Genomic DNA, 24,417 nt, shown 5'->3' with positions numbered 1-24,417 from the left:
GCGGACGCCGGTTCACGCCACGCACGAGGAGAGACATGGGAGCCCAGCAGAGGGAGTACAAGAAGCGGATCCGATCCGCCCAGGGCATGAAGAAGATCTTCAAGGCCCAGGAGATGATCGCCGCCACGCGCATCGCCAAGGCGCATGCCCGTGTGCTCGCGACCACCCCCTATGCCGATGCCATCACCCAGGCGATCGGCGCGGTCGGAGCGCACTCGACCGATTTCGCCCACCCCTTCCTGGAGCAGGACCGCAGCCTCACCGGGCGCGCGGCGATCCTCCTGATCACCTCCGACCGCGGCATGGCGGGCTCGTACTCGCCCAACGCGATCCGGGAGGCGGAGGAGCTCGCCAACAGCCTGCGCGACGCGGGCAAGACCGTGGACATGTACGTCGTCGGACGCAAGGGCGAGACGTACTACCGCTTCCGCAACCGGCCCCCGAAGCAGGCCTGGACCCCCTACAAGGAGGACCAGCTCGGCGCCCTCGGCGCGGAGATCGCGGGCGTGCTCACGGAGGCGCTGCTCAGCGAGGACCCCGCCGTCCACGTCGACGAGCTGTACCTGGTCGGCACCCGCTTCGCCAGCCGCTTCCAGCAGGTCGCACGCGCCACGCGCCTGGTCCCGATGGCCGTCGTCGACGCCGCGGACACCGACGCGCACGAGACCTTCCCGCTGTACGAGTTCGCCCCGGACGCGACCGCGGTCATGGACGACCTCATCCCGCGCTACGTCGAGTCGCGCATCGTGAACCTGCTCATGCAGTCGGTGGCCTCGGAGCATGCCTCGAGGCAGCGCGCGATGAAGACCGCCACGGACAACGCGCAGACCCAGATCAACAAGTTCACCCGTCTGGCGAACTCCGCGCGGCAGGCGGAGATCACCCAGGAGATCACGGAGATCGTCGGCGGCGCCGACGCCCTCGCCGGATCCGGACGCTCAGAGCGCTGAGACCTCGCCCCGCGCTTCTTCGCGCCGGCCCGACCCTTTGGAGATTACGCACATGACCACCACAGCTCCCGACACCGCCACCGCGACCGGCCGCGTCGCGCGTGTGACCGGCGCCGTCGTCGACATCGAGTTCCCGCCCGGGAACATCCCCGCGATGTACAACGCGCTGACCACCGTCATCGAGGCATCTGGCGCCGGCCTCGAGGCCTCGACGCTGACCCTCGAGACCGCGCAGCACCTGGGCGACGGCATGGTCCGCGCCGTGGCGCTGAAGCCGACCGACGGCCTCGTCCGCGGCCAGGCCGTGACCGACACCGGCGCTCCCATCTCGGTGCCCGTCGGCGACGTCACCCTCGGCACCGTCTTCGACACGGTCGGCAACGCCCTGAACCTGCCCGAGGGCGAGACCCTCCAGGTGACCGAGCGCTGGCCCATCCACCGCAAGGCCCCCAACTTCGACCAGCTCGAGTCGAAGACCACGATGTTCGAGACCGGCATCAAGTCGATCGACCTCCTCACCCCGTACGTGCAGGGTGGAAAGATCGGCCTGTTCGGCGGCGCGGGCGTCGGCAAGACGGTCCTCATCCAGGAGATGATCTACCGCGTGGCCAACAACCACGACGGCGTCTCCGTGTTCGCCGGCGTGGGCGAGCGCACCCGTGAGGGCTGGGACCTCATCGAGGAGATGACCGAGTCCGGCGTCATCGAGAAGACCGCCCTGGTCTTCGGCCAGATGGACGAGCCGCCGGGCACCCGTCTGCGCGTGGCGCTGTCGGCGCTGACCATGGCGGAGTACTTCCGCGATGTGCAGAGCCAGGACGTGCTGCTGTTCATCGACAACATCTTCCGCTTCACGCAGGCCGGCTCCGAGGTCTCCACGCTGCTGGGCCGCATGCCCTCGGCCGTGGGCTACCAGCCGAACCTGGCCGATGAGATGGGTGTGCTCCAGGAGCGCATCACCTCGACCCGCGGCCACTCGATCACCTCGATGCAGGCGATCTACGTCCCGGCCGACGACTACACCGACCCGGCGCCGGCCACCACCTTCGCCCACCTGGATGCGACGACCGAGCTCTCCCGTGAGATCGCCTCGCGCGGCCTGTACCCGGCGATCGATCCGCTGGCCTCGACCTCGCGCATCCTGGACCCGCAGTACGTGGGCCAGGAGCACTACGACACGGCGGTCCGCGTCAAGCAGATCCTCCAGCGCAACAAGGAGCTGCAGGACATCATCGCGATGCTGGGCGTCGACGAGCTGTCGGAGGAGGACAAGGTCACGGTCAACCGGGCCCGCCGCCTGCAGCAGTTCCTCTCCCAGAACACCCACATGGCCAAGCAGTTCACCGACGTGGACGGCTCGGACGTCGCCCTGCGCGACACCATCGAGGGCTTCAAGGGCATCTGCGACGGCGAGTTCGACCACATCGCCGAGCAGGCGTTCTTCAACGTCGGCGGCATCGACATGGTCCTGGAGAACTGGCATCGCATCCAGAAGGAGCTCGGCCAGTGAGCTCGCTCGAGGTCACCTTCGTCACCTCGGACCGGACCGTCTGGACCGGGACCGCGGCGCAGGTCGTCGTGCCTGCGGTCGACGGCTCCTTCGGCATCCTCCCGCGCATGCAGCCCACCCTCGCGATCCTGGACCGCGGGTCGGTGCGCATCATCGCGGAGGACGGCTCCGTCACCGTCCGCGAGGTCGAGGGCGGGTTCGTGTCGATGGACCAGGACGTGGTGACCATCGCCGTGGACCAGGCCTCTCGCGCGGTCGCGGCCAACTGACGCCGGACTCCTCCCTGACATGCGAACGAGCGCCCCGATCATCGCCCTGGTGATCGGGGCGCTCGTCGTCCTGGCGGCGATCGCCCTGGTGCTGCGTCAGGTGCATGTGTCCCGCCTGCGCGGAGTGTTCGACTGCGTCCTGTGGCGGCGAGGCGTGCGGGGCCGCGAGAACTGGCAGCAGGGGCTGATGCGGTACACGACCGATGAGCTGCACTGGTTCCGGGCCCTGTCCTGGCGGCTGCGGCCCGAGAAGCGGATGCGCCGCGCGGAGATCGTCTCCGAGGCCCGGAGCATCATCGGCGAGAAGACTCCGGGGGGAGAGGATTTCGTCATGGTCTCCCTCACCCTGCGCGGGGGGCCGCGGGTCCGGATGATCATGGCGAGCTCCTCGGCGAGTGCGCTGAACGCGTGGCTCGAGGCCGCGCCGATGGGCCTCGTGCACGGCGACGCCGATTGACCGTGGTCGAGGCACAGCATGAGCGCTGTGCCTCGACCACGGTCAATCCACGCCCGGGGCGATCGCTGTGCCTCGGATACGGTCAGGGGCTGTCGCCGGGGTGCCGCTGTGCCTCGGATGCGGTCAGCCGTCGTGCTGGTGGCGGGATCCGGCGCGCTTCCGCTGTGGCGCTCCCGGGTGACCGGGAATGGCGCACATCGTGACGGTTCTGGCTCATCGGCGGTCAGCGGTGGTGGTGCTGGCGCGGGGGTGACCGGGGATGTGGCTGACCGGGGGGATTCTGGCTTGTCGGGGGTCAGGCCACCTCGTCGGGGGTCAGACCACGTCGCGGCCGGCGCGCAGCACGCGGAGGACCTGAAGATCCTCGTCGACCAGGACGACATCGGCTCGCGCCCCGGCGGTGAGCTCGCCGATCTCGCCCTCGGCGCCGAGCAGCCGCGCCGGGGTGCGGCTCGCGGCAGCGACGGCGGTGCCCAGGTCGACGCCGGCCTCCTGGACCGCGAAGCGGACCACGTCCAGGAGATGCGCGGTGCCGCCGGCGATCGAGCCGCCCTCGGTGAGGGTCGCGACGCCGCCGTCGACGGTGACATCCAGGGCGCCCAGGCTGTACTGGCCGTCCGGCATGCCGGCAGCGGCCATCGCGTCGGTGATCAGCAGGACCGAGCCCGGGGCCGCGATCGCGAAGACGTGGGCGACGGTCTCCGCGGCGAGGTGGACGCCATCGGCGATCACCTCGACCAGGAGCTCTCCACGGGCCGCGGCGTCGAGCGCGGCGAGCGCAGGACCCGGATCGCGGTGGTGGATGGGACGCATCCCGTTGAACAGATGGGTGGCGCTGGGGAGCGCGGAGCGCCCGTGCGGCGCCGCGAGGGCGCGACGAGCCGCGGCGATGCCCGCGGTCATGATCTCGCTGCCTGCATCGGTGTGCCCCAGCGAGGGGACCGCACCTCCCGCGGCGAGCGCGTCGAGCACGGCGTGCGCATCCTCCGCCTCCGGAGCGACCGTCATGGAGGCGACGGCGCCTCCGCCCAGCGCGCACAGCTCGGCGACCAGCTCGGCGTCCCCGCCGGTGATGTGCGCCGGGTTCTGGGCGCCCTTGCGTGCGGGGGAGATGAAGGGACCCTCGAGGTGCACGCCGGCGATCTCGCCGTCGCGGAAGAGCTGGGCGAGCATGCCCACGCGCGCGCGCAGCGTCGCGGGGTCCGCGGTGACGAGGGAGGCGAGCATCGTGGTGGTGCCATGGCGGCGGTGCTCCTGCACCGCGACGAGCGCCTGCTGCGGATCCTCGCAGTCGGGGAAGGAGACCCCGCCGCCGCCGTGGTTGTGCACGTCCACGAGACCCGGCAGGATCAGCCCGCCATGCTCGACCTGCTCCGCTGCCCGATGGGCGGGAGCCCGATGCGCCGGGCCCGCATAGACGATCCGCTCCTGCGCGACGAGGACCAGCGCCCCGGGCAGCACCCGCTCGCCCAGCACCGCCGTGCCGTGCAGGGCGATGTCGACCGCGAGGGCGGGCTCGGATGCGGGGTTCCCCGCAGGGGTCGTGGGGGTCATGGCAGTCCTTCCGGATCAGAAGAGGCGCGACTCGACGTCGTCGATCCCGCGCAGGGCGTCATAGTCGAGGGTCACGCAGTCGATCCCGCGATCGACGGCGAGGACCTTCGCCTGCGGCTTGATGGCCTGGGCGGCGAAGATGCCGCGCACCGGCGCGAGGAGGGGATCGCGGTTGAGCAGCTCCAGATAGCGGGTCAGCTGCTCCACGCCGTCGATCTCGCCGCGCCGCTTGATCTCGATCGCGACGGTGCCGCCCTCCGGATCCCGGGCGAGGATGTCGACGGGGCCGATCGCCGTCGCGTACTCGCGCCGCACGAGGCTCCATCCCTCTCCGAGGGTGTCGATGTTGGCGGCGAGCAGGGCCTGCAGATGCGCCTCGACGCCGTCCTTCTGTAGACCAGGATCGACGCCCAGCTCGTGGGAGGAGTCCTGCAGCACCTCGTGCAGGCGCACCCGCAGCGTGTCGCCGGTCTTGGCGTGGGTGACCTGCCACTGCTCGATCCAGTCGATGCCGTCCGGGTCCGCGGCGGCCTCCACGGCGCTGCGGGTCTCCGTCGCGACCGTGCACGGCGGGCTCATCCAGTTCAGGGGCTTGTAGCTGCCGCCGTCGGAATGCACCAGGACGCTGCCATCGGCCTTCACGATCAGCAGGCGCAGGGCCAGGGGCAGGTGGGCCGTCAGCCGGCCCGCATAGTCGACAGAGCACTTCGCAACCACAAGACGCACCCCGACAGCGTACGTCAGCCCGGACCGCGACCGAGGCAGGCGCGGGCGCCCGCAGGTGGAAACTGTCACGTCCGCACCACGCGCGCCCGCGCACGCTCGTATCGTGGTGACGTCCCCACCCTGAAGGAGATCTCCCCCGTGCAGAAGATCCTCGCCGCGGTCCTCGTGCTCCTGGGCCTCGCCGGCCTCGTCGTCGGCCGTCTGGGGGAGACCACCTGGGCTCCCTCGACCGAGCACACCGCCGTCGTCGACCTGGCCGACGCCGGCCCCGCCGTCGTGATCGATCCCGGCGTGCTGTACGTCGGCGGGGACGAGGGCACGGTGACGATCACCGGCGCCTCCGACGTCTCGCTCATCACCGCCGCGAACGACGACATCGCCGCCTACCTCGAGAGCACCCGTTACACCCGGATCACCGGCGTCCCGGACTGGACGACCCTGTCGACCGAGGTCGTGAACCCCGACGGCGCCGCGGAGATCGCCGATCCGACGTCCTCGGACCTGTGGCGCAGCGTCGACACGTCCCCGAGCCCCGCGACCCTGGACGTCGCCGAGTTCCGCGCGGGGGAGACGAGCGCGGGCAACGAGCAGCCCTTCCGGGCGATCCTGGTGGTCACCGACGGGACCGCGGCGGGCGCGCAGAGGATCTCCATCACCTGGCCCGTCGACGCGAAGAACGCCTGGGTCCCGTATGCCTACGCCGGTGGAGCGACCGTCGCGGTCATCGGCCTCATCTGGTTCGTCCTCGCCTTCCGCGGCCGCCGCCGCGAGGAGCCGGCCGAGCAGGAGCTCGCGAGCGCCGAGGACGAGATCACGGCCCGTGAGCCGGCCCCGGCCACCGCCTCCGCACCCCTGCCGGTGCCGGGGCGCGGGGCACCCGCCGAGGAGGAGACGCGGCCGGAGGAGGACGGCGAGGCCGACCTCCCGCAGGACGATCCCGCGCCTCCGGCGGAGGAGACCCCCATGACCCGCACCCACCGCGACGGGGAGCAGGCATGAGCGCCCGCCGCCCCGTCCCCGCCGCCCCGGGAGGGACCATGTCCATGCGCTCGCGCTTCGCCCGCCGCAGCCTGTTCACCGGCGCGGGCGCCCTGCTCGCCGGGACCGTCCTGGCGGCCTGCTCGGAGCCCGCACCGCCGCCGGCGGTGCCCTCGGGCCCCTCCCTCGCCGCTCCGACCCCGGTCGCCGGGGCCGCCCAGCTGGGGCCGGTGATCGAGGAGATCTCCGCCGCGATCACCGCCGCCGACGCCGCGAAGGACGCGGGCCTGCTCGCCCCGAGGATCGTCGGGACCGCCGTCGACCAGCGGACCAGGACCTACGAGATCATCGGGACGTTCGGGGACTGGGCTGCGCAGCTGGCCTCCTTCCCCGGCACCGCCGCCGATGTCGTCATCACCTCGACCTCGACCGAGTTCCCGCGCTCGGCGATCGCTCTCGTGCCCGACGCCGGCCCCTCCGGGGTGCCGTTCTTCGTCCCCCTGCAGCAGGCCGATGCGACGTCCCCCTACACCACGTGGGGGTGGGCGCAGCAGGCGGTCGGCATCGACATGCCGACCGTGCCCGCCGACGCCGTGGGCACCGAGCCCGTCGCGCTCGACGCCGCGGACCTGTCGCTGAGCCCCGCCGATGCTCTCGCGCTCTACGCGAAGGTCCTCGCCTCGGGCGACGCCTCCGATCCGGAGGACCTGCTGGCGGCGAATCCGTTCCAGACCGAGACCCACGCCCAGATCCAGGAGGAGCGCACGGCGCTGAACGCAGGGGTCGAGCGGGACCAGGCGGCGACGATCCACGAGGCCTACTCCGTCAAGGACGGCGACTTCATCGGGCTGCGCACCGAGGACGGGGGTGCGGTCGTGATGGCGACCTACACCTCGAAGCGCACGGTGACGATCAAGGACGGCGCCAAGGTCAGCTACAGCGAGGAGAACGTCTACACGGCCCTCGCGGGCACGAAGACCTTCACCAAGACCTATGTGCGGGACTATTCGACCGTCGTGGGCCTGTACATCCCGCCCGCGGACTCCGATGCGCAGATCCAGCCGATCGCGGCGACCCGCACCCTGCTCGGGGCCTCCGGCTCCTGACCCTCCTCTCTCCGACGTCTCGTGGAAGGACCCCCATGACCGATCCGTACGGCATCCCCGATCTCGCCGCCCTGCGGCACCCTGCTCCCAGCGAGCCGGTGGGCACCCCCGCCGAGCATGAGGTCGCCGTGACCGAGCAGAGCCTCGAGCAGATCATCCAGGACTCGCAGCAGGTCGCGACAGTGCTGCTGGTGACCAGCGGACGCGTGCCCGAGGCCGAGGCGTTCCTGGGCTCGCTGCGCGCGGCCGTCGACGCGAAGGGCGGCGCGGTGCGTCTGGCCACCGTGGACGCGGACTCCCAGCCGCGCGTCGCGGAGGCGCTGCGCGTGCGTCAGCTGCCGACCCTTCTGCTGCTCCTGGGCGGGCAGCTGCAGCCGATCGTGGAATCGGTCCTGCCCGAGGCCGAGGTCACCGCCCTGATCGACCAGGTCGTGCAGGTCGCGCAGCAGCAGGGGATGGATGTCTCCGCCGCCGGAGAGACCGCCGATCCCGAGCCGGAGCCCGTCGCCCCGCTCGTCCAGGCGGCCTACGACGCGATCGATCGCGGCGACCTCGACGCCGCGGTGACCGCCTACGAGGAGCAGCTGCGGCAGAGCCCGGCCGACGCCGAGGCCAGGGCGGGGCTCGCGACCGTCGAGCTCATGCGCCGCACCCGGGACGCAGACCTGAACGCGGCGCGCGCCGCCGCCGCCGAGGACCGCACCGACCTCGACGCACAGCTGCTGGTCGCCGACCTCGACATGCTCGGCGGGCACGTCGAGGACGCCTTCGCGCGGCTCCTGGACCTGCTGCGCGGCGCGGACCCGGAGACCAAGGACGTGCTGCGCACCCGGCTGCTCGAGCTGTTCGAGGTCGCCGGCTCCGAGGACCCCCGGGTCCCCCCGGCCCGCAAGCGCCTGGCGAACCTCCTCTTCTAGCAGCCGCCCCGCACCGGCAGCCGAGCGGCGGATCCGCCTCCTCCGATCATCGATCGGGGCGGCGGATCCGCCGCTCGAGCTTCTGCCGTTCCTCAGGCCTGCGCGTGACGCTCCGGGGCCAGCACGACCGCGCCCAGCGGCGGGACAGACAGCCGCACCGAGTGCTCGCGCCCGTGCATCGGCACCCGCTCGGCATGCACACGTCCCAGGTTCCCGACGCCGCTGCCGCCGTAGACCGGGGCATCGGAGTTGAGGACCTCGAGCCATGAGCCGCCCTCGGGCAGCGGGATCCGGTACTCGTGCCACGGCGTCGGCGAGAAGTTCACGACCACGGCAAGCGGCTCGCCCTGCCCGTCGCGGCGCAGGAAGGCGACCGTGTCGTGCTCGCCGTCGTCGCCGATGAGCCACTCGAACCCCGCCGGGTCCTGATCCCGCTCGTAGAGCGCGGGATGGGAGCGCATGAGGTGGTTGAGGTCGCGCACCAGCTGCTGGGCGCCGCGGTGCAGCGGGTACTCGAGCAGCCACCAGGGCAGGCCCGAGGACTCCGACCACTCGGTGCCCTGGGCGAACTCGCTGCCCATGAACAGCAGCTGCTTGCCCGGGTGCGTCCACTGGAAGGTCAGGTAGGCGCGCATCGTCGCGGCCTGCTGCCAGTCGTCACCCGGGGCCTTGCGCAGCAGGGAGCCCTTGCCGTGCACGACCTCGTCGTGGGAGATCGGCAGCACGAAGTTCTCCGAGTACTGATAGATCAGGGAGAAGGTCAGGTCGTGGTGATGGTGCTGGCGGTGGATCGGATCCAGGCCGATGTACTCCAGGGTGTCGTGCATCCAGCCCATGTTCCACTTGAAGCCGAAGCCCAGACCGCCCGCATCGGTGGGACGGGTGACCCCGGGGAACGACGTCGACTCCTCGGCGATCATGACGATCCCGGGGGCGCGCTTGTACGCGGTGGCGTTGGTCTCCTGCAGGAAGGCGATCGCCTCGAGGTTCTCCCGCCCGCCGTGCCGGTTGGGGAGCCACTGGCCCTCCTCGCGCGAGTAGTCGAGGTAGAGCATGGAGGCGACGGCGTCCACGCGCAGGCCGTCGACGTGGAACTCCTCGAGCCAGTAGAGGGCGTTGGCGACGAGGAAGTTGCACACCTCGAGCCGACCCAGGTCGAAGATGTACGTGCCCCAGTCGGGGTGCTCTCCCAGACGCGGATCGGCATGCTCGTACAGCGGCGTCCCGTCGAAGCGGGCGAGGGCGAACTCGTCCTTGGGGAAGTGCGCGGGGACCCAGTCCATGATCACGCCGATGCCGGCGCGGTGGAGGGCGTCCACGAGCGCGCGCAGGTCGTCGGGGGAGCCCAGGCGCGAGGTGGGGGCGTAGTACCCGGTCACCTGGTAGCCCCAGGAGCCGCCGAAGGGGTGCTCGGCCAGCGGCATGAGCTCGACATGGGTGAAGCCCATCTCGACGACGTAGTCGACCAGCTCGGTGGCGAGCTCGCGGTAGCCCAGGCCCGGGCGCCAGCTGGGCAGGTGCACCTCGTAGATCGACATGGGCGCGCTCAGCGCATCGGACTGGGCACGGGCGGCGAGCCAGGCGTCGTCATCCCAGTCGAAGCTGCTCGTGGTCACGATCGAGCCGGTCGCCGGCGGCACCTCCGTGCGGCGCGCCATCGGGTCCGCCTTCTCCCGCCAGACGGAGTCCGCCCCGAGGATCCGGTACTTGTAGATCTCGCCGTCGCCCACGCCGGGGACGAACAGCTCCCATACCCCGGAGGATCCCAGGGACCGCAGGGCATGCCCGCGCCCGTCCCAGCCGTCGAAGGCGCCGATCACCTGGACGGCCCGCGCGTTCGGGGCCCAGACCGCGAAGGACGTGCCGGCCACGCCGTCGACCTCCCGCACGTGCGAGCCGAGCGCCCGCCACAGCTCCTCGTGCCGACCCTCGCCGATCAGATGGAGGTCGAGATCGCCGAGCGTGGGCAGGAAGCGGTAGGGCTCCTCGAGCAACACCGGCTCCTCGCCCTGCACCCAGGTGACCTGGACCCGGTATCTCTCGGGGACCTCCGCGGCCTCGCGCACGCCCACCCAGATGCCGTCGTGCTCATGCTCCAGATCCACGACCTCCCCGTCCTCGAGCACGACCGCGACCGCATGGGCGAGCGGCTTCAGGGTACGGAAGGTGACCGCCCCGTCGTAGCCGTGCGCACCCAGGACGGAATGCGGATCGTGATACGAGCCGGTGGCCGTCGCCCCGAGCTCATGGGCCCCGAGGGGCATGGGCGGGGCGGTCCCAGCGCTCTGATCGGTCATCATGGGCCTCCTTCGTCGAGGGTCCGGTCGAGGGTCGATCGGGGTCAGGGGTGTGCGCGCACGACGCGCAGCACATGGGCGGGGCGGGATGCGGCGCTCAGGATCACGTACGGCTCCGCGTCCCAGGTGAAGCGCTCCCCGGTGAGGAGGTCCTCGACCTCGAAGGGGCCGTGCACGTCGAGGCGGGACATGTCCAGGCGGATCGTGGTCGCGCAGTCCCGGTCATGTTCGGTGAGGGACACGACGAGGACGGTGTCGGGGGCGCCGGTCCCGGTCGCCTCCGCCGGCAGATGCTTGGAGAAGACCAGGACCTGCGGGTCATCGGCCTCGTGGAAGTCGACGTCGGTGAGGGACTGGAGCGCAGGGTGGTCGCGGCGGATCGTGTTCAGCCGGGTCAGCAGGGGCTCGAGGGACCGGCCCTCGCGCAGCGCGGCGGCGTAGTCGCGCGGCTTGTACTCGTACTTCTCGTTGTCGATCTGCTCCTGCGCACCGGGACGCGGCACGTCCTCGACCAGCTCGTAGCCCGAGTAGATGCCCCAGGTGGGGGAGAGGGTGGCGGCGAGGATCGCGCGCAGACGGAAGGCGCGGGCACCGCCCTCGGACATGAACGGCGTGAGGATGTCGTGGGTGGTGGGCCAGAAGCTGGGCCGCATGTACCGGGCGGCATCCGCGAGCTCGAGCGCGTACTCGCGCAGCTCCTGGGGCGTGTGGCGCCACGTGAAGTACGTGTAGGACTGGTGGAAGCCCACCTTGCCCAGGGTGTGCATCATGGTGGGGCGGGTGAAGGCCTCGGCGAGGAAGACGACCTCGGGATGCTCCCGGTCGAACTCGGCGAGCAGCTCCTCCCAGAAGCGGACCGGCTTGGTGTGCGGGTTGTCGACCCGGAAGAGGGTGACGCCGCGCGAGACCCACAGCTCGAGCACGTCCCGGATCGCGGTGTACAGGCCTGCGTAGTCGGTGTCGAAGCTGAGCGGGTAGATGTCCTGGTACTTCTTGGGCGGGTTCTCGGCGTAGGCGATCGTCCCGTCCGGGCGCACCACGAACCACTCCGGATGCTCGGCGACCCAGGGATGATCGGGCGAGCACTGGAGGGCGATGTCCAGGGCGACCTCGAGGCCGAGCTCGTGGGCGCGGGCGGTGAACGCCTCGAAGTCCGCGACCGTGCCCAGATCGGGATGGATCGCCTCGTGCCCGCCCTCGGCCGAGCCGATCGCGTACGGCGATCCCGGGTCGCCCTCGACGACGTCCAGGGTGTTGTTGCGCCCCTTCCGGAAGGTCGAGCCGATCGGGTGGATCGGGGTCAGGTAGGCGACATCGAAGCCCATGGCGGCGATGCGGTCGAGGGACGCCGTCGCCGAGGCGAGGGTGCCCGAGCGCCAGCCGCCCTCCGCGGGGTCGAAGCGGGCCCCCTCGGAGCGGGGGAAGAACTCGTACCAGGAGCCGACGAGCGCCCGGCGACGGTGCACGATCAGCCGGTACGGGCCCGACACGGTCACGCCGTCGCGCAGCGGGCGGGCGTGCATGACCGCGCGCAGATCTGCGGCGAGGGCCGGGGCGATGCGCGCCTGCGGGGAGAGGGAGGCGCTGCGCAGCGCGTCGATCGCGGCGCGGGCGAGGGTCGCATCGCTCGCGGGACGGGCGCCGCCCTCGGCCTCCTCGACGATGCGGCTCAGCACGAGCACGCCCTCGGCCAGGACGAGGTCGACGTCGATCTCGGCGGGGATCTTGACCTCCGCGACATGCGCCCAGGTGTCGTAGGGGGCGCTGAAGGCCTCGATGCGGAAGGACCAGTGGCCCGGGGCGCCGGCGACGATGTGGGTGCGCCACAGGTCCAGACCGGGGTTGATCGACTCGAGCGGGAGGACCTCCTCGGTCCCGTCGGGAGCGGTCAGATGCAGCTGGACGCCCATCGCGTCATGGCCCTCGCGGAAGGCGTTCGCGGTCACGGCGACCCGCTCGCCCTCGGCGGCCGAGGCCGGGAAGCGACCTGCGTCGACGACCGGCTCGACCAGCATGATCGGGATCCGTCCGAGACCGGCGTCGAGCCCTGCCGGGGCGGGGGCGCCGGGGGCGGTCGTCGCGGGGGTCGGTGCGGTGGCCGATGCGTGGCTCGACGCGGTCATCGTTGCTCCTGCCGGATCGGGGCGAGGACGGCGGGAACGTGCCGTCAGCGCTCAGGGTAGCCGCTCGGAGGCCCCTTCTGTGTCCTCGATCACCAGGACGAGCACGCTGCGGGCGGGCAGCAGGAGGCGCCGACGGCCGTCGTCTCCCAGGACGACCTCGCGCTGCCCGGCCGCATCGACCTCGGAGTCCTCCCGGGAGGTGTCCAGCACGACGGTCCACGCCCCCTGCGGCCAGGGCGCGCCGGGGAGCGTGAGCTCGAGATCCCGGTCCGCTCCGGAGAGCAGGACGAGCGCGTGACGTCCCCCGGGATCCGGGGCCGGCCGGAGCATCTGCAGCACGTGCCGGCGCGGATCGAACCAGTCCTCGTGGCTGAGGACCTCGCCCTGCAGGCTGAACCAGGCCACCTGGTCCGGGCCCGGCCGCGCCGGGTCCGCGGGGCGCGGGAAGGCCGCCGAGCGCAGCTGCGGCAGCTCCCGCCGGAGCCGGGTCAGAGCCCGGACGGTCCCGATGTGGGAGTCGGCGCCCGCGGCGAGGGACCAGTCGGTCCAGGAGATCTCGTTGTCCTGGCAGTAGGCGTTGTTGTTGCCCTGCTGGGTGCGGGAGAACTCGTCTCCGGCCGTGATCATCGGGGTGCCGCTCGCGAGGAGGAGGGTCGCGAGCATCGCCCGGCGGGTGCGTCGTCGGCGGGCGAGGATCTCCTCGCCCTCGGGGGTCCCCGGCGTGACCGGTCCTTCGTGACCGTGGTTCCAGGAGCGGTTGTCGTCGGTGCCGTCGCGCCCGTCCTCGCCGTTGGCCTCGTTGTGCTTGCGGTCGTAGTCGGTGAGGTCCGCGAGGGTGAAGCCGTCGTGCGCCGTGAGGTAGTTGACCGAGGCCCAGGGGGAGCGCAGGCTCCGGGATCGGGGCAGCCCCGGCGGATCCTGGCAGGTGAACAGGTCGCTGCTCCCCGCGAGCCGAGTGGCCAGATCGCGCACCCCTCCGATCGCGGGGTCGCCGCTCGCCGCGCGCTCGCGCGGATGCGCGAGCCAGAAGCTGCGCGCATCGTTGCGGAAGGCGTCGTTCCATTCGGCGAACGGCGGCAGGAATCCTCCTGTCCGCCAGCCGTAGGAGCCCACGTCCCAGGGCTCCGCGATCAGCTTGACCTCGCGCAGCACCGGGTCGGTGCTGATCGCGCGCAGCAGCGGATGATCGGCCCGGAAGCCGCTGTCGTCGCGGGCCAGCGCGGTCGCCAGATCGAAGCGGAAGCCGTCGACATGGACCTCCTGCACCCAGTACCGCAGGGAGGCCAGCACGAGGTCCATCACGTGCATCGACCGGGGGTCGAGGGTGCCGCCGGTCCCGGTGACGTCCAGGAAGGCGCCGTCGGCGAGCCAGTAGTACTCCGCGTTGTCGAGGCCGCGCAGGCTGAGGCTGGGTCCCAGGGCGCCGCCCTCGGCGGTGTGGTTGTAGACGACGTCGAGGATCACCTCGAGGCCCGCGGCGTGCAGCGAGCGGACCATGGCCCGGACCTCGTCGAGCACCGCCTGCGCCCCGGCGCGCTGGGCGGCCGCGGTCGCATAGGCGGGATTGGGCGCGAAGAAGGACAGCGTCGAGTAGCCCCAGTAGTTGGTCAGCCCCAGCCGTGTCAGATGCGCCTCGTCCATGGCGGCATGGACGGGGAGCAGCTCCACCGCCGTGACGCCCAGCTCGCGCAGATGGTCGGTCACCGCCCGATGCCCGAGCCCCGCATAGGTGCCGCGCTGGGCCGCCGGGACCCGCGGATGCCGGGCCGTCGTCCCCTTCACATGGGCCTCGTACAGGACCGTGTCCGTCCAGGGGGTCCGCGGCGGGGCGTCGTCCTGCCAGTCGAAGGCGTCGTCGTCCAGATGCACCGACCAGACCGCGGAGGGCCCCGAGTCGACGGTGCTGGGCACGAGGACGTCGGAGGCGGGCTCGAGCATCGCGTCGACCTCGTGCGGGAACATCGTCGACAGCAGGGGCGAGGCATGGCTGATCCCGCGCGCGTACGGGTCCAGCAGCAGCATCGCCGGGTTCGCGAGCTGCCCCGACGCCGGGTCCCAGCGGCCGTGCACGCGCAGGCCGTACTCCGTGCCCGGGAGCATGTCCTCGACCTGATCCCAGTGCAGACCGCCGTCGACCCGGCGCAGGCGATGGCGGGTCTCGGCGCTGCCGCGGCGCACGCAGAGGTCCACGGCCTCCGCGCGGGGGGCGACCACCGCGAACGTGCCGCGGCCGCTGCGGTCGACGCGCAGACCGGGGCCGGAGGGCGGGCCGGCAGGGATATCGGACGATGACGTGGGATGAACATGCACGGACACATCCTCGCACCGGCCGCGGTGCGTCGTCGCCCGCGCCTCCAGCTCCTCCGGGGGCTCCTATGGTTAGGATCGTCCCCGGTGCTATCCGTGCCCGGACCGACCGGCGCGGGGTGCGGGCCTGGGCCCGGGCACCGGAGAAGCCTTCCGGACGGATGGGGAACCGCACCACATGAGCCAGCAGCCGCAGCAGCGACCCGAGGGGCACGCCCCGCAGCCCGCCGTCTCCGGCGGGAGGACGAGCTTCGCCCCCGGCGCGGCCACGATCTCCCCGGCGGATCTCGAGCGCTCGAGCGAGATCGTCCGCACCATCAGCAGGGTCTTCGGCTCTCGGGTCGTGGGCCAGGAGAACCTGCGCCTGACCCTGCTCGCCGCGCTCGCCGCGGGCGGCCACGTGCTGCTCGAGTCGGTGCCGGGCCTCGCGAAGACCACCGCCGCCTCCGCCCTCGCCTCGGCGATCACGGGCTCCTTCTCGCGCATCCAGTGCACGCCGGACCTGATGCCCAACGACATCATCGGCACCCAGATCTTCAACTACGGCAACGGCACCTTCACGACCCAGCTGGGACCCGTCCACGCGAACGTCGTGCTGCTGGACGAGATCAACCGCTCGAGCGCGAAGACCCAGTCCGCGATGCTCGAGGCGATGCAGGAGCGCCAGACCTCGATCGGCGGCGAGGTCTACAAGCTCCCCTCGCCGTTCATGGTGCTCGCCACCCAGAACCCCATCGAGGAGGAGGGCACCTACGTCCTCCCCGAGGCGCAGATGGACCGCTTCCTGATCAAGGAGGTGCTCACCTACCCGCGCCCCGCCGAGGAGCACGAGATCCTCGACCGCTCCACGAGCGGGAGCCTCGCCGCTCCCGCGGAGGCGATCGCGAGCGTGAGCCTCGACGACATCCGCTTCCTGCAGTGGATGGTGGATGCCGTCTACGTCGACCAGGCCGTCAAGCGGTACATCATCGATCTGGTCTTCACCACCCGCGGATCCGGCCCGCGGCCGGTCCCGAACCTCACCCAGTCGGTGCGCGTCGGCGCGAGCCCCCGCGGCTCCCTCGCGCTCATGCGGGTCGGCCAGGCGCATGCGCTCCTGCACGGACGCTCCTACGTCACCCCCGACGACGTGCGCGCCATGCGCTACGGCGTCCTGCGCCATCGCCTCGTGCTGACCTTCGACGCCCTCGCCGGCGGGATCAAGCCCGAGCAGATCATCGACGCGGTGTTCCACGCCGTGCCGATGCCCTGAGCGCAGGTCCCCTCCATGGCGACCTCGCTGCTGACCCGGGTCAAGGCCCGCGTGGACCTGTACACCTCGGGCCGCGCGCGCGGGCTCATCCAGGGCCGCGGCCGCTCCCTCTTCAAGGGCAGCGGCGAGGACTTCGACGACCTGAAGTACTACCAGCCCGGCGACAAGATCTCCGACATCGACTGGAAGGCGACCGCCCGCTCGGGCGAGCCGCTGATCCGCCAGTTCAACGAGGAGAGGGTGCGGCATCTCTCGATCGTGGCGGACACCTCCTCGGCGATGGCCGCGACCGCGGCGGACGGCAGCTCGAAGAGGGATGCGATGGTGACGGCGGCGGGCCTGGTCTGCTTCCTCGCGCAGAAGAACGGCGATCTCGTCGGCCTGGTCGCCGGCTCGGAGCGGCGGCCCTCGCAGCTCCCGGCCCGGTCGAGCGACGGCCATCTCGAGCTGCTCCTGCGCACGGTCCAGCAGACCACGACCGCCGCCGGGCCCGCCCCGGACTCCTCCTGGCTGCTCGAGCGCGCGTTCCGCGTCACGAACCGCGCCACGCTCATGACGATCATCACCGACGAGGCGCACCCGCTGCTCGAGGACTTCTCGATCCTGCGCCGCCTGACCACCCGTCATGACGTGATGGTGGTGCGGATCGGGGACGGGGACCCTCTGCAGAGCCAGGACGAGGAGCACGACGTGGTCGACATCAACGATCCCCGCGAGATCTCGGAGCTGTCCCGCCACAGCGCCAAGGTCGCGCGGGATGTCGAGGCCTTCCGACGCACCCGGCGCGAGGAGATCTCCCGGATGCTCGACCGGCTCCACGTCACGCATGTGCTCACGGCGGGGGAGACCACCGTGGTCCCCGACATGATCGCCATGCTCCGCGCGAGGGAGTACCGCCATGCCCGCGCCTGAGCTGCTCCTCCTGCGTCCCGTGCTCCCCCTCCTGGCCGAGCCCAAGCAGATCGTCGACCCGCCGCAGTACTCGGTCGCCTGGCTGATCCTCGCGGTGCTGTGCCTGATCGTGATCGCCGCGCTCGTGATCGGGGTGCTGCGCATCTCCCGCTCGGTGCTGGCCCGCAGCGCCTACCGGACCCGCCCCGCGGACACCGAGAACCTCAAGGCCGAGTTCCTCCGCTCCGTCAACGCGATCGCCGAGCGCCACGAGTCCGGGGAGCTCACGGCACGGGCCGGACACCATGAGCTCACCGCCGTCATGCGCCGCTTCGTCCGGTCGACCACCGGTCACGACGTGACCAGCCAGGACGTCTCGACGCTGCTGGCCGACGATCGCACCCATGACGTGGGCCGGCTCATCGCCCGCCTCTACGAGCCGGACTTCGCGGCCGCGAGCGATGCGGAGCTCGGCGAGTCCGTTCTCCGCGCCCGGGAGGTGATCCGCCGGTGGTCATGACCTTCTGGTGGGCGACCCTGCTCCTGCTCATCGCCGGCCTCGCGGTCTGGGCGATCACGTTCTGGAACCGTCGGGCCATGCGCCGCTCCCCGGTGCTGGTGGCCAACACCTCGTTCCTCGAGAGGCTGCCCAGCTTCGTGCGCGCCCAGCGCACCGCGCGCGTCGTCCGCGCGGCCCAGGTCGGCGTGGCCGTTCTCGGCGTGATCGGCGCGGCCGTGCTGTCCGGGCGCGTGGCGACCGAGCGCATCGAGACGCCCGACTTCGCCAACCGCGACATCGTCCTGTGCCTGGACGTCTCCGGGTCGATGTACGAGTACGACACGGAGATCCTGCAGACCTTCTCGACCATGGTCGACTCGTTCGGCGGCGAGCGGGTGGCCCTGTCGATCTTCAACTCCACCAGCCGCACCGTCTTCCCGCTGACCAACGACTACGACCTGATCCGGCGCGAGCTCGCCCGGGGAGCCGAGGCCATCGACTTCGACGAGAACGGGTATCGCCTGGGCACGAAGGACTATCCGGAGGAGAAGGTCCGCAGCTACGTCGACTTCATCGAAGGCACTCGCGGGATCGACGACCAGGCCTCGATCGTCCCCGACGGCCTGGCCTCCTGCGGGTTGCTGTTCGACCAGGCGGAGGCGGACCGCAGCCGCTCGATCATCTTCGCGACGGACAACGAGGTCAACGGCGAGCCGATCTTCTCGCTCGACGAGGCGGCGCAGTCGGTCTCCTCGCGCGGGATCGACCTGTACACGATCTACCCGGGCTCCTTCGAGTGCACGCAGACCTGCTTCGAGGAGCTGAAGGCGGCGACCGAGGAGGTGGGCGGCGGCCTGTTCCAGACCACGGACCCCGATGCGGTGCCCTCCATGATCGACCAGATCCAGCGCACCCAGGCCCAGCAGATGGGTGCCTCCCCGACGGTGATCCGCACGGACCACCCCATGTTCGGCTTCGTCGTGACGCTGCTGGCGCTGGTCGCCGTGCTCGTGCTGGGATGGAGGAGCCGATGATCACCCTCGAGCACCTCATCCCGCTGTGGCTCACGATCCCGCTGGGCCTGGCCATGACGATCCTCTGCGTCGTGCTGCTGATCCGGCGGCGCCGCCAGCGCATCGCCTGGCTGCGTCGGCTCCTCATGGTGCTGCTGATCTGCGTGGTCGCGCTGCGCCCGGTCACCCCGATCGAGGGCGAGCAGACGGAGCGGATGAACGCGAACATCTTCTTCGTGGTGGACCGCACCGGCTCGATGAACGCGGAGGACTATGCGGACGGGCAACCCCGTCTCGAGGGCGTGAAGGCGGACATGGCCCGCATCATGGCGGACACGGAGGGCGCTCGCTATTCGATCATCGGCTTCGATTCGACGGCGGCGAAGCAGCTGCCGCTGACGACCGATGCCGGGGCCGCCCTCAGCTGGGTCGACACCCTCACGACGGAGCCGACCGCCTACTCGCAGGGCTCCAACGTCGACCGTCCGCTGGTGCCGCTGCTCACGGCGCTGTCCGAGGCCAAGCGCGACGACCCCGAGTCCTCTCGCCTGGTCTACGTCCTGTCCGACGGGGAGAACACCGACGGGCAGGAGTCCGAGCCCTTCACCCCGGTGGCGTCGATGATCGACGGCGGCGCCGTGCTCGGCTACGGGACGGCCGAGGGCGGGCCGATGCGCGTGGAGGGCGGCGAGAAGGACGGCGAGTACATCACCGACTCCTCGGGAGCCCAGGGACGGTCCTCGATCGACGAGCAGCAGCTCGAGACGATCGCGGGGCAGATGGGCGTCCCCTACCTGCACCGCACCGACCCCGAGGAGCCGATCGAGGGGACGCGGGAGGGGATCGAGCTGCGTCCCGTCCCGATCGAGTCGACGGCGCGCGTCCCCAGCTTCGAGGACTGGTACTGGATCGCCGCGATACCGCTGACCGGCCTGTTCATCTGGGAGCTCGGGGCGATGACCTACCGGCTGCCGCGGCGGATCGACCGCAGCGACGTCCCTGTCGCAGAGGAGCTCTGAACCGCCGATGACCGATCTCGAGCATCGTCCGCTCGCCCAGGAGGAGCCGCGCCGCCCCCAGGACTTCGGCCTGGACGTGGGACGGCTGCGCCGCATCCGGCTGATCTGCTTCGCGATCCTCGCCGTCCCGCTGCTCCTGCTGGGTCTGCTCGCGATGAAGTTCGTGTCGATGCCGCTCACGCAGGCATGGCAGGACAGCGCCTACGGCAAGCAGCAGTACCAGGTCGCGGTCGAGCGTCTCGCGCCCGTCTGGGTCGTGAACTGGTTCGAGCCGTACCTCCCGCACCTGACCAAGGGGACGAACCTGCTCCAGCAGGGGGAGGACGCGGCCGCGGAGGCGGAGCTGCGCCTGGCCCTCGAGGAGTGGCAGAGCTCCTCCGACCTCAACCAGCCGATGCACGCCCAGTGCAAGATCCTCAACAACCTCGCGATCTCCATCGAGCGCCAGGCCGTGCTCATCGAGGATCCGGCCGAGCGCGCCGACCGCCTCTTCGAGGCCGAGGAGATGCTGTACGTCTGCGCCTCCGGCGGCGGCGGGGGCGAGGGCGAGGGCCAGGGTGGCGGCGGCGAGGGCGAGGGCTCCGGCGGAAGCGGCACCGGCAACGAGGACCAGGAGACCACGGACGGCAACCACGAGCGCGTCGAGGAGGAGCGCCGCAAGGCCGACGAGGAGGCCGGGAACGATCCCGACGCCCGCGAGAAGGGCGGACAGGAGGGCGGTCAGGAGGGACAGGGCTCCCCGCCGGATCCGGGCTCCCCGAAGCACGAGGATCCCGAGGGGACGGGTGACCCCGAGGAGGCGACGACCCAGGGCGAGACCTCCGGCAATCCCAAGGAGGACGAGCTCGAGGAGCGCAACCGCGAGGCCAACCAGGGCGACGGGGAGTCCTCCGATCCGGGCACGCCCCAGGATCCGGAGCGCCCCTGGTGACCGGTCCGCGGTTCGCCCGCCGTGCCTACCTCGACCATGCGGCGACGACCGCTCTGCGGCCCGCGGCCCGCGACGCCTTCCTCGAGGCATCCGCGGTGCTCGGCAACCCCACCTCCGTCCACGGCTCGGGTCGCCGCGCCCGCGCGGTGCTCGACGAGGCGCTCGAGTCGATCGCCGCGGATCTCGGGGTGAGGCGCTCCTGGCTGATCCTCACCTCCGGGGGCACGGAGGCGGACAACATCGCGATCCGCGGCGCGGCGCTCGCCGCGCAGCAGGCCGATCCCGCCCGGCGCGCCGTCGCCGTCTGCGCGAGCGACCACGTCGCCGTGCTGGAGACCGCGCGCTCCCTGGGGCCCGGCATCGAGACCCGCGAGCTGCCCGTGACGGGTGCCGGGGCGATCGACCTCCCCGCCCTGGAGGAGCATCTCGCCGACGGAGCGGTGAGCGTCCTCAGCGCGGCCCTCGTGAACAACGAGACCGGTATCCGTCAGGACCTCGACCCGATCGCGGAGCGCGCCCGGGCCCGGGGCGGCATCGTCCACACCGACGCCGTCCAGGCCCTCGGGCACGTCCCCCTGCCCGAGCCCGGCACGGTCGACCTCATGTCGCTGTCGGGGCACAAGATCGGCGCTCCGGTCGGAGTCGGCCTGCTGGTCGCAGATCCCGGGGTCCCGCTCGTGGCCCTGTCCACAGGGGGCGGGCAGCAGCGCGGCGTGCGCTCGGGCACCCTCGACGCCGCGCAGGCGGCCGCCTTCGCGGCCGCCCTCCACGAGGTGCTCGCCGAGGCCGAGACGGAGTCCGCGCGCCTGCGCGGCCTCGCCGACCGTCTGAGGGAGGGAATCGCCCGTCTCGATGCCGACGCCCGTCTCACCGCCCCGGCCGAGGTCCCGCAGGCAGGGCACATCGTCCACGTCGCCTTCCCCGGGGCGGACCAGGACGCGCTGCTGTTCCTGCTGGACGAGCGCGGCGTGGACGCCTCCGGGGGCTCCGCCTGCAGCGCCGGCGTCCATCGCGGCAGCCACGTGCTCGAGGCGATGGGTCTTCCCCAGCAGGGGTTCGGCGTGCTGCGCTTCTCGCTCGGATGGACATCGGTGCCCGAGGACGTGGACGTGCTGCTGGCCGGGCTGCCGGAGGCGCTCGAGAGAGCGCGCGCGGTGGGCGCCCTGTGCTGAGCCGGCCCGGGGCGCCGCAGGCGGCGCACCACGCCCGGAGCTCCGCCGGCCCCTGCTCCGCGGGCACCTGCTCCGCGGTCCGCCGCCGACGTGCCCCGTCCTCGGTGTTCCCCGGATCACGCGCGGCCGGAGCCGCTCGGCCACGGCGCATAGACTCCGTGGCCGGGCCCGCGCATCGGCCCGCAGCGAGCACGGAGGCACCGTGGTAGGAGGAGGATCCCGATGAAGGTCCTGGCGGCGATGAGCGGCGGCGTCGACTCCGCCGTGGCGGCGGCCCGCGCGGTCGAGGCCGGGCACGAGGTGGTCGGGGTCCACATGGCCCTGTCGAAGGACCGCTCGCAGACGCGGGTCGGCTCGCGCGGATGCTGCACCGTCGAGGACGCCTCCGACGCCCGCGTCGCCGCCGAGCGCATCGGCATCCCGTACTACGTGTGGGATCTCTCCGACGACTTCCATGACCTCGTGGTGGAGGACTTCCTGGCCGAGTACGCGGCCGGGCGCACCCCGAACCCGTGCGTGCGCTGCAACGAGCGGATCAAGTTCGCCTCCCTGCTGGAGCGGGCGAAGGCGCTGGGCTTCGACGCCGTCTGCACCGGCCACTACGCCTCGATCCGCGCCGAGGGCCCGGGGGGAGCGCCCTCGCTGCACCGCTCCCGCAACAGCGCCAAGGACCAGTCCTACGTGCTGGCGGTGATGGGGCCGGAGGCCATCGGCTCCTCCCTCTTCCCCCTCGGCGACATGCCCGACAAGCAGGCCGTGCGCGCGGAGGCCCGGGAGCGGCGCCTGGGCGTCTCGACGAAGCCCGACAGCTACGACATCTGCTTCATCGCCGACGGTGACACCCGCGGCTTCCTCGAGCGCAGCCTGGGCGAGGCGCCCGGGGAGATCCTCGACGCCGGCGGCGAGGTGCTCGGCACGCACCGCGGCACCCACGGCTTCACCATCGGCCAGCGCAAGGGCCTGGGCCTGGACCGTCCGGCGGCCGACGGGCGACCCCGCTATGTGCTCGATGTGCGGCCCGAGACCCGTCAGGTCGTGGTCGGGGCGGCGGAGCTGCTCTCGACCCGCACTCTGCTGGCCCGAGACCTGCTCGTCTTCGAGCCCCTGGCGGAGGGCCGGGTGGTCAGCGCCCAGATCCGCGCGCACGGCGAGGCGGTCCCCGCCCGCATCGCGGCCCTGCCCGTCGGGGACGGACTGCTCGAGGTCGCCCTCGACGTGCCGCTGCGCGGCGTCGCCCCGGGGCAGGCGCTCGTCCTGTACGACGGGGACCGCGTGATCGCCTCCGCGACCCTGGAGCGCCGGGCGTGAGCGCGCACGGCACGCGGGCGCAGAGCGCGGGCATGCCCCTGGTCGGGATCGCCGGAGACGGGACCTTCGCCCCCGCCCCGGGGGAGGGCAGGCTCGAGGCGCTGACCCGCCTGCGCGCGCTGCTGGGCGACGACCTCGAGGAGCAGATCGCGACGGAGCTGTTCCTGCCTGCCGCGCTCGGCACCGAGAGCGCCGACCAGCTGCTGCCCGCCTCCCTCGCCCTGCTGGCGGGAGCCACCGGCGACCTCACCTCCTACGGCTGGCGGGTGGGGCCGGGAGCGGGCCATGCCTGGCGCCGCGCCCAGGAGCTGCGGGCACGCACCACGGAGGACGCCCGCTTCGCACTGCTGGGCTACGAGGGGCCGCTCGTGCTCACGACGTTCGGACCGGTCAGCCTCGCCGCCGCGACCTTCCTCGCCTCGGGGGAGCGGACCCTCGCCGACCGCGGGGCGCTGCGAGACCTGCCCGTGCTGCTGGCCGAGGGCGTCGCCGAGCAGCTGGCACGGGTCGCCGCCATCGTCCCCGGCGCGCGACCGCGCCTGCTGCTGCGCGAGGACGCCGTGCGCGCCGTGCATCAGGGACTGGTGCCCACGCCCTCGGGCTATCGCCGCTACCCCGCTCTGCCGGCCCCGGAGATCGGCGGCCTGTGGCGCTCCTTCCTGGAGGCTCTCGACGCCGCCTGGCCCGCGCCGGAGCCGACCGGTCCCGCACGGGTGCGGTTCCTGCTGCCGGCGCTCGCCGAGCCGCTGGAGGCCGCACGGACGGCGGGGGCCCGGTCGCTCGCGGTCCCGCCGCAGGAGATCGGTCCGCTCGCAGGCGGCGCCGGGCGGCGGCTGTGGGAGGGTCTCGCGCAGGCACGCGAGGAGGGCGTCGAGCTCGCCGCGGTCGTGGATCCCGCGCGTGTCGAGCCGGCCCTCGACCTGCTGGGGGAGTCGTTCCGACGTCTCGGCTACGCCGATCGCGAGCTGACCGGGATGACGCTGCTCGCGCATCGGCCGCTGCGGCGGGAGGAGGATCCGGGCGCGGAGCCCTCGCGATCGAGCCTGCTCACGGAGCCGGACCTCGTCCGGGTGCTGCGGGTGGCTCCCGCCTGGGCGGAGCGGGTGCAGGGATGACGTCCGGGCCAGGTCGCTCCGTC

The 24,417-nt window shown here is 72.1% G+C and carries 21 protein-coding genes; 16 read left to right on the top strand and 5 right to left on the bottom strand.

Annotated features, from left to right (window positions below; all coding sequences use genetic code 11):
• Positions 1-35: 35 nt before the first annotated feature.
• Genes ACFFF6_RS05500 through ACFFF6_RS05485 form a run of 4 tightly spaced genes read left to right on the top strand, consistent with a single transcriptional unit; the run spans position 36 to position 3,186 of the window.
• Entirely contained in the window at positions 36-950 is a 915-nt protein-coding gene (locus ACFFF6_RS05500) for a F0F1 ATP synthase subunit gamma (RefSeq protein WP_376978959.1), read from the top strand.
• A 52-nt stretch (positions 951-1,002) separates the two neighbouring features.
• Entirely contained in the window at positions 1,003-2,460 is a 1,458-nt protein-coding gene (gene atpD / locus ACFFF6_RS05495; RefSeq protein WP_376978957.1) for a F0F1 ATP synthase subunit beta, read from the top strand.
• Positions 2,457-2,729, top strand: a complete 273-nt coding sequence (locus ACFFF6_RS05490; protein WP_376978956.1) for a F0F1 ATP synthase subunit epsilon — start codon at positions 2,457-2,459, stop codon at positions 2,727-2,729. The genes atpD and ACFFF6_RS05490 overlap by 4 nt, the downstream gene beginning before the upstream one ends.
• Positions 2,730-2,748: 19 nt before the next feature.
• The gene (locus ACFFF6_RS05485) at positions 2,749-3,186 is read left to right on the top strand and encodes a DUF2550 family protein (RefSeq protein WP_376978954.1); all 438 of its coding nucleotides are present in this window, start codon (positions 2,749-2,751) and stop codon (positions 3,184-3,186) included.
• A gap of 315 nt (positions 3,187-3,501) precedes the next feature.
• On the opposite strand, the gene ACFFF6_RS05480 is transcribed toward ACFFF6_RS05485, so the two are convergent.
• Entirely contained in the window at positions 3,502-4,740 is a 1,239-nt protein-coding gene (locus tag ACFFF6_RS05480) for an N-acetylglucosamine-6-phosphate deacetylase (protein WP_376978952.1), read from the bottom strand.
• 15 nt (positions 4,741-4,755) lie between these two features.
• A complete protein-coding gene (gene nucS, locus ACFFF6_RS05475) occupies positions 4,756-5,466 on the bottom strand; it encodes an endonuclease NucS (RefSeq protein ID WP_376978950.1) in 711 nt (236 codons plus the stop codon).
• A 138-nt stretch (positions 5,467-5,604) separates the two neighbouring features.
• Here nucS and ACFFF6_RS05470 point away from each other — a divergent pair, with 138 nt between their 5' ends.
• From ACFFF6_RS05470 to ACFFF6_RS05460, 3 genes are read left to right on the top strand one after another with little or no spacing between them, the layout of a single operon-like run.
• The gene (locus ACFFF6_RS05470) at positions 5,605-6,465 is read left to right on the top strand and encodes a hypothetical protein (RefSeq protein WP_376978948.1); all 861 of its coding nucleotides are present in this window, start codon (positions 5,605-5,607) and stop codon (positions 6,463-6,465) included.
• Positions 6,462-7,550, top strand: a complete 1,089-nt coding sequence (locus ACFFF6_RS05465; protein WP_376978946.1) for a DUF8094 domain-containing protein — start codon at positions 6,462-6,464, stop codon at positions 7,548-7,550. The genes ACFFF6_RS05470 and ACFFF6_RS05465 overlap by 4 nt, the downstream gene beginning before the upstream one ends.
• A 35-nt stretch (positions 7,551-7,585) precedes the next feature.
• Positions 7,586-8,467 (top strand): co-chaperone YbbN, encoded by an 882-nt coding sequence (locus ACFFF6_RS05460; protein ID WP_376978944.1) that lies wholly within the window; start codon positions 7,586-7,588, stop codon positions 8,465-8,467.
• 92 nt (positions 8,468-8,559) lie between these two features.
• On the opposite strand, the gene glgB is transcribed toward ACFFF6_RS05460, so the two are convergent.
• The 3 genes from glgB to glgX are packed head-to-tail and all read right to left on the bottom strand — an operon-like array spanning position 8,560 to position 15,197.
• Entirely contained in the window at positions 8,560-10,764 is a 2,205-nt protein-coding gene (glgB, locus tag ACFFF6_RS05455; RefSeq protein WP_376978942.1) for a 1,4-alpha-glucan branching protein GlgB, read from the bottom strand.
• A gap of 44 nt (positions 10,765-10,808) precedes the next feature.
• Positions 10,809-12,887, bottom strand: a complete 2,079-nt coding sequence (locus ACFFF6_RS05450) for an alpha-1,4-glucan--maltose-1-phosphate maltosyltransferase (RefSeq protein WP_376978940.1) — start codon at positions 12,885-12,887, stop codon at positions 10,809-10,811.
• Positions 12,888-12,938: 51 nt separating this feature from the next.
• Positions 12,939-15,197 carry a glycogen debranching protein GlgX gene (gene glgX / locus ACFFF6_RS05445; RefSeq protein WP_376978938.1) on the bottom strand — a complete coding sequence of 753 codons (2,259 nt, stop codon included), beginning with the start codon at positions 15,195-15,197 and terminating at the stop codon, positions 12,939-12,941.
• 175 nt (positions 15,198-15,372) lie between these two features.
• On the opposite strand from glgX, the gene ACFFF6_RS05440 reads away from it, so the two are divergent.
• The 9 genes from ACFFF6_RS05440 to ACFFF6_RS05400 all read left to right on the top strand — a co-directional run bounded on the left by ACFFF6_RS05440 (position 15,373) and on the right by ACFFF6_RS05400 (position 24,394).
• Positions 15,373-16,446, top strand: coding sequence for an AAA family ATPase (locus ACFFF6_RS05440; RefSeq protein WP_376978936.1), 1,074 nt, complete (start codon positions 15,373-15,375; stop codon positions 16,444-16,446).
• Positions 16,447-16,461: 15 nt separating this feature from the next.
• Complete coding sequence (locus ACFFF6_RS05435) at positions 16,462-17,358, top strand: DUF58 domain-containing protein (RefSeq protein ID WP_376978935.1); 897 nt, start codon at positions 16,462-16,464, stop codon at positions 17,356-17,358.
• On the top strand, positions 17,345-17,857 hold the full coding sequence (locus ACFFF6_RS05430; protein ID WP_376978934.1) for a hypothetical protein: 513 nt from the start codon (positions 17,345-17,347) through the stop codon (positions 17,855-17,857). Before ACFFF6_RS05435 ends, ACFFF6_RS05430 begins: the two co-directional genes overlap by 14 nt.
• Positions 17,854-18,870 carry a vWA domain-containing protein gene (locus ACFFF6_RS05425; RefSeq protein ID WP_376979322.1) on the top strand — a complete coding sequence of 339 codons (1,017 nt, stop codon included), beginning with the start codon at positions 17,854-17,856 and terminating at the stop codon, positions 18,868-18,870. Before ACFFF6_RS05430 ends, ACFFF6_RS05425 begins: the two co-directional genes overlap by 4 nt.
• Positions 18,867-19,868 carry a vWA domain-containing protein gene (locus ACFFF6_RS05420; protein WP_376978932.1) on the top strand — a complete coding sequence of 334 codons (1,002 nt, stop codon included), beginning with the start codon at positions 18,867-18,869 and terminating at the stop codon, positions 19,866-19,868. The genes ACFFF6_RS05425 and ACFFF6_RS05420 overlap by 4 nt, the downstream gene beginning before the upstream one ends.
• A gap of 7 nt (positions 19,869-19,875) precedes the next feature.
• The gene (locus ACFFF6_RS05415) at positions 19,876-20,799 is read left to right on the top strand and encodes a hypothetical protein (protein WP_376978931.1); all 924 of its coding nucleotides are present in this window, start codon (positions 19,876-19,878) and stop codon (positions 20,797-20,799) included.
• The gene (locus ACFFF6_RS05410; RefSeq protein ID WP_376978930.1) at positions 20,796-21,971 is read left to right on the top strand and encodes a cysteine desulfurase family protein; all 1,176 of its coding nucleotides are present in this window, start codon (positions 20,796-20,798) and stop codon (positions 21,969-21,971) included. Before ACFFF6_RS05415 ends, ACFFF6_RS05410 begins: the two co-directional genes overlap by 4 nt.
• Before the next feature lie 222 nt (positions 21,972-22,193).
• A complete protein-coding gene (mnmA, locus tag ACFFF6_RS05405; protein ID WP_376978928.1) occupies positions 22,194-23,279 on the top strand; it encodes a tRNA 2-thiouridine(34) synthase MnmA in 1,086 nt (361 codons plus the stop codon).
• Positions 23,276-24,394 carry a hypothetical protein gene (locus tag ACFFF6_RS05400; RefSeq protein ID WP_376978926.1) on the top strand — a complete coding sequence of 373 codons (1,119 nt, stop codon included), beginning with the start codon at positions 23,276-23,278 and terminating at the stop codon, positions 24,392-24,394. Before mnmA ends, ACFFF6_RS05400 begins: the two co-directional genes overlap by 4 nt.
• Positions 24,395-24,417 lie beyond the last annotated feature (23 nt).

Source organism: Brachybacterium hainanense, from assembly GCF_042434575.1.
GTDB lineage: Bacteria > Actinomycetota > Actinomycetes > Actinomycetales > Dermabacteraceae > Brachybacterium > Brachybacterium hainanense.
The sequence above is the reverse complement of the archived record's forward strand: the minus strand, read 5'-3'. Positions and strand labels throughout refer to the sequence as shown.

Excerpts from the sequence above, each read along its gene's own strand:
- ACFFF6_RS05500 (WP_376978959.1), top strand. The coding sequence starts at position 36 with ATGGGAGCCCAGCAGAGGGAGTACAAGAAGCGGATCCGATCCGCCCAG.
- atpD (WP_376978957.1), top strand. The coding sequence starts at position 1,003 with ATGACCACCACAGCTCCCGACACCGCCACCGCGACCGGCCGCGTCGCG.
- ACFFF6_RS05485 (WP_376978954.1), top strand. The coding sequence starts at position 2,749 with ATGCGAACGAGCGCCCCGATCATCGCCCTGGTGATCGGGGCGCTCGTC.
- ACFFF6_RS05480 (WP_376978952.1), bottom strand. The coding sequence starts at position 4,740 with ATGACCCCCACGACCCCTGCGGGGAACCCCGCATCCGAGCCCGCCCTC.
- ACFFF6_RS05465 (WP_376978946.1), top strand. The coding sequence starts at position 6,462 with ATGAGCGCCCGCCGCCCCGTCCCCGCCGCCCCGGGAGGGACCATGTCC.
- ACFFF6_RS05460 (WP_376978944.1), top strand. The coding sequence starts at position 7,586 with ATGACCGATCCGTACGGCATCCCCGATCTCGCCGCCCTGCGGCACCCT.
- glgB (WP_376978942.1), bottom strand. The coding sequence starts at position 10,764 with ATGACCGATCAGAGCGCTGGGACCGCCCCGCCCATGCCCCTCGGGGCC.
- ACFFF6_RS05450 (WP_376978940.1), bottom strand. The coding sequence starts at position 12,887 with ATGACCGCGTCGAGCCACGCATCGGCCACCGCACCGACCCCCGCGACG.
- ACFFF6_RS05440 (WP_376978936.1), top strand. The coding sequence starts at position 15,373 with ATGAGCCAGCAGCCGCAGCAGCGACCCGAGGGGCACGCCCCGCAGCCC.
- ACFFF6_RS05435 (WP_376978935.1), top strand. The coding sequence starts at position 16,462 with ATGGCGACCTCGCTGCTGACCCGGGTCAAGGCCCGCGTGGACCTGTAC.
- ACFFF6_RS05430 (WP_376978934.1), top strand. The coding sequence starts at position 17,345 with ATGCCCGCGCCTGAGCTGCTCCTCCTGCGTCCCGTGCTCCCCCTCCTG.
- ACFFF6_RS05425 (WP_376979322.1), top strand. The coding sequence starts at position 17,854 with ATGACCTTCTGGTGGGCGACCCTGCTCCTGCTCATCGCCGGCCTCGCG.
- ACFFF6_RS05420 (WP_376978932.1), top strand. The coding sequence starts at position 18,867 with ATGATCACCCTCGAGCACCTCATCCCGCTGTGGCTCACGATCCCGCTG.
- ACFFF6_RS05415 (WP_376978931.1), top strand. The coding sequence starts at position 19,876 with ATGACCGATCTCGAGCATCGTCCGCTCGCCCAGGAGGAGCCGCGCCGC.
- mnmA (WP_376978928.1), top strand. The coding sequence starts at position 22,194 with ATGAAGGTCCTGGCGGCGATGAGCGGCGGCGTCGACTCCGCCGTGGCG.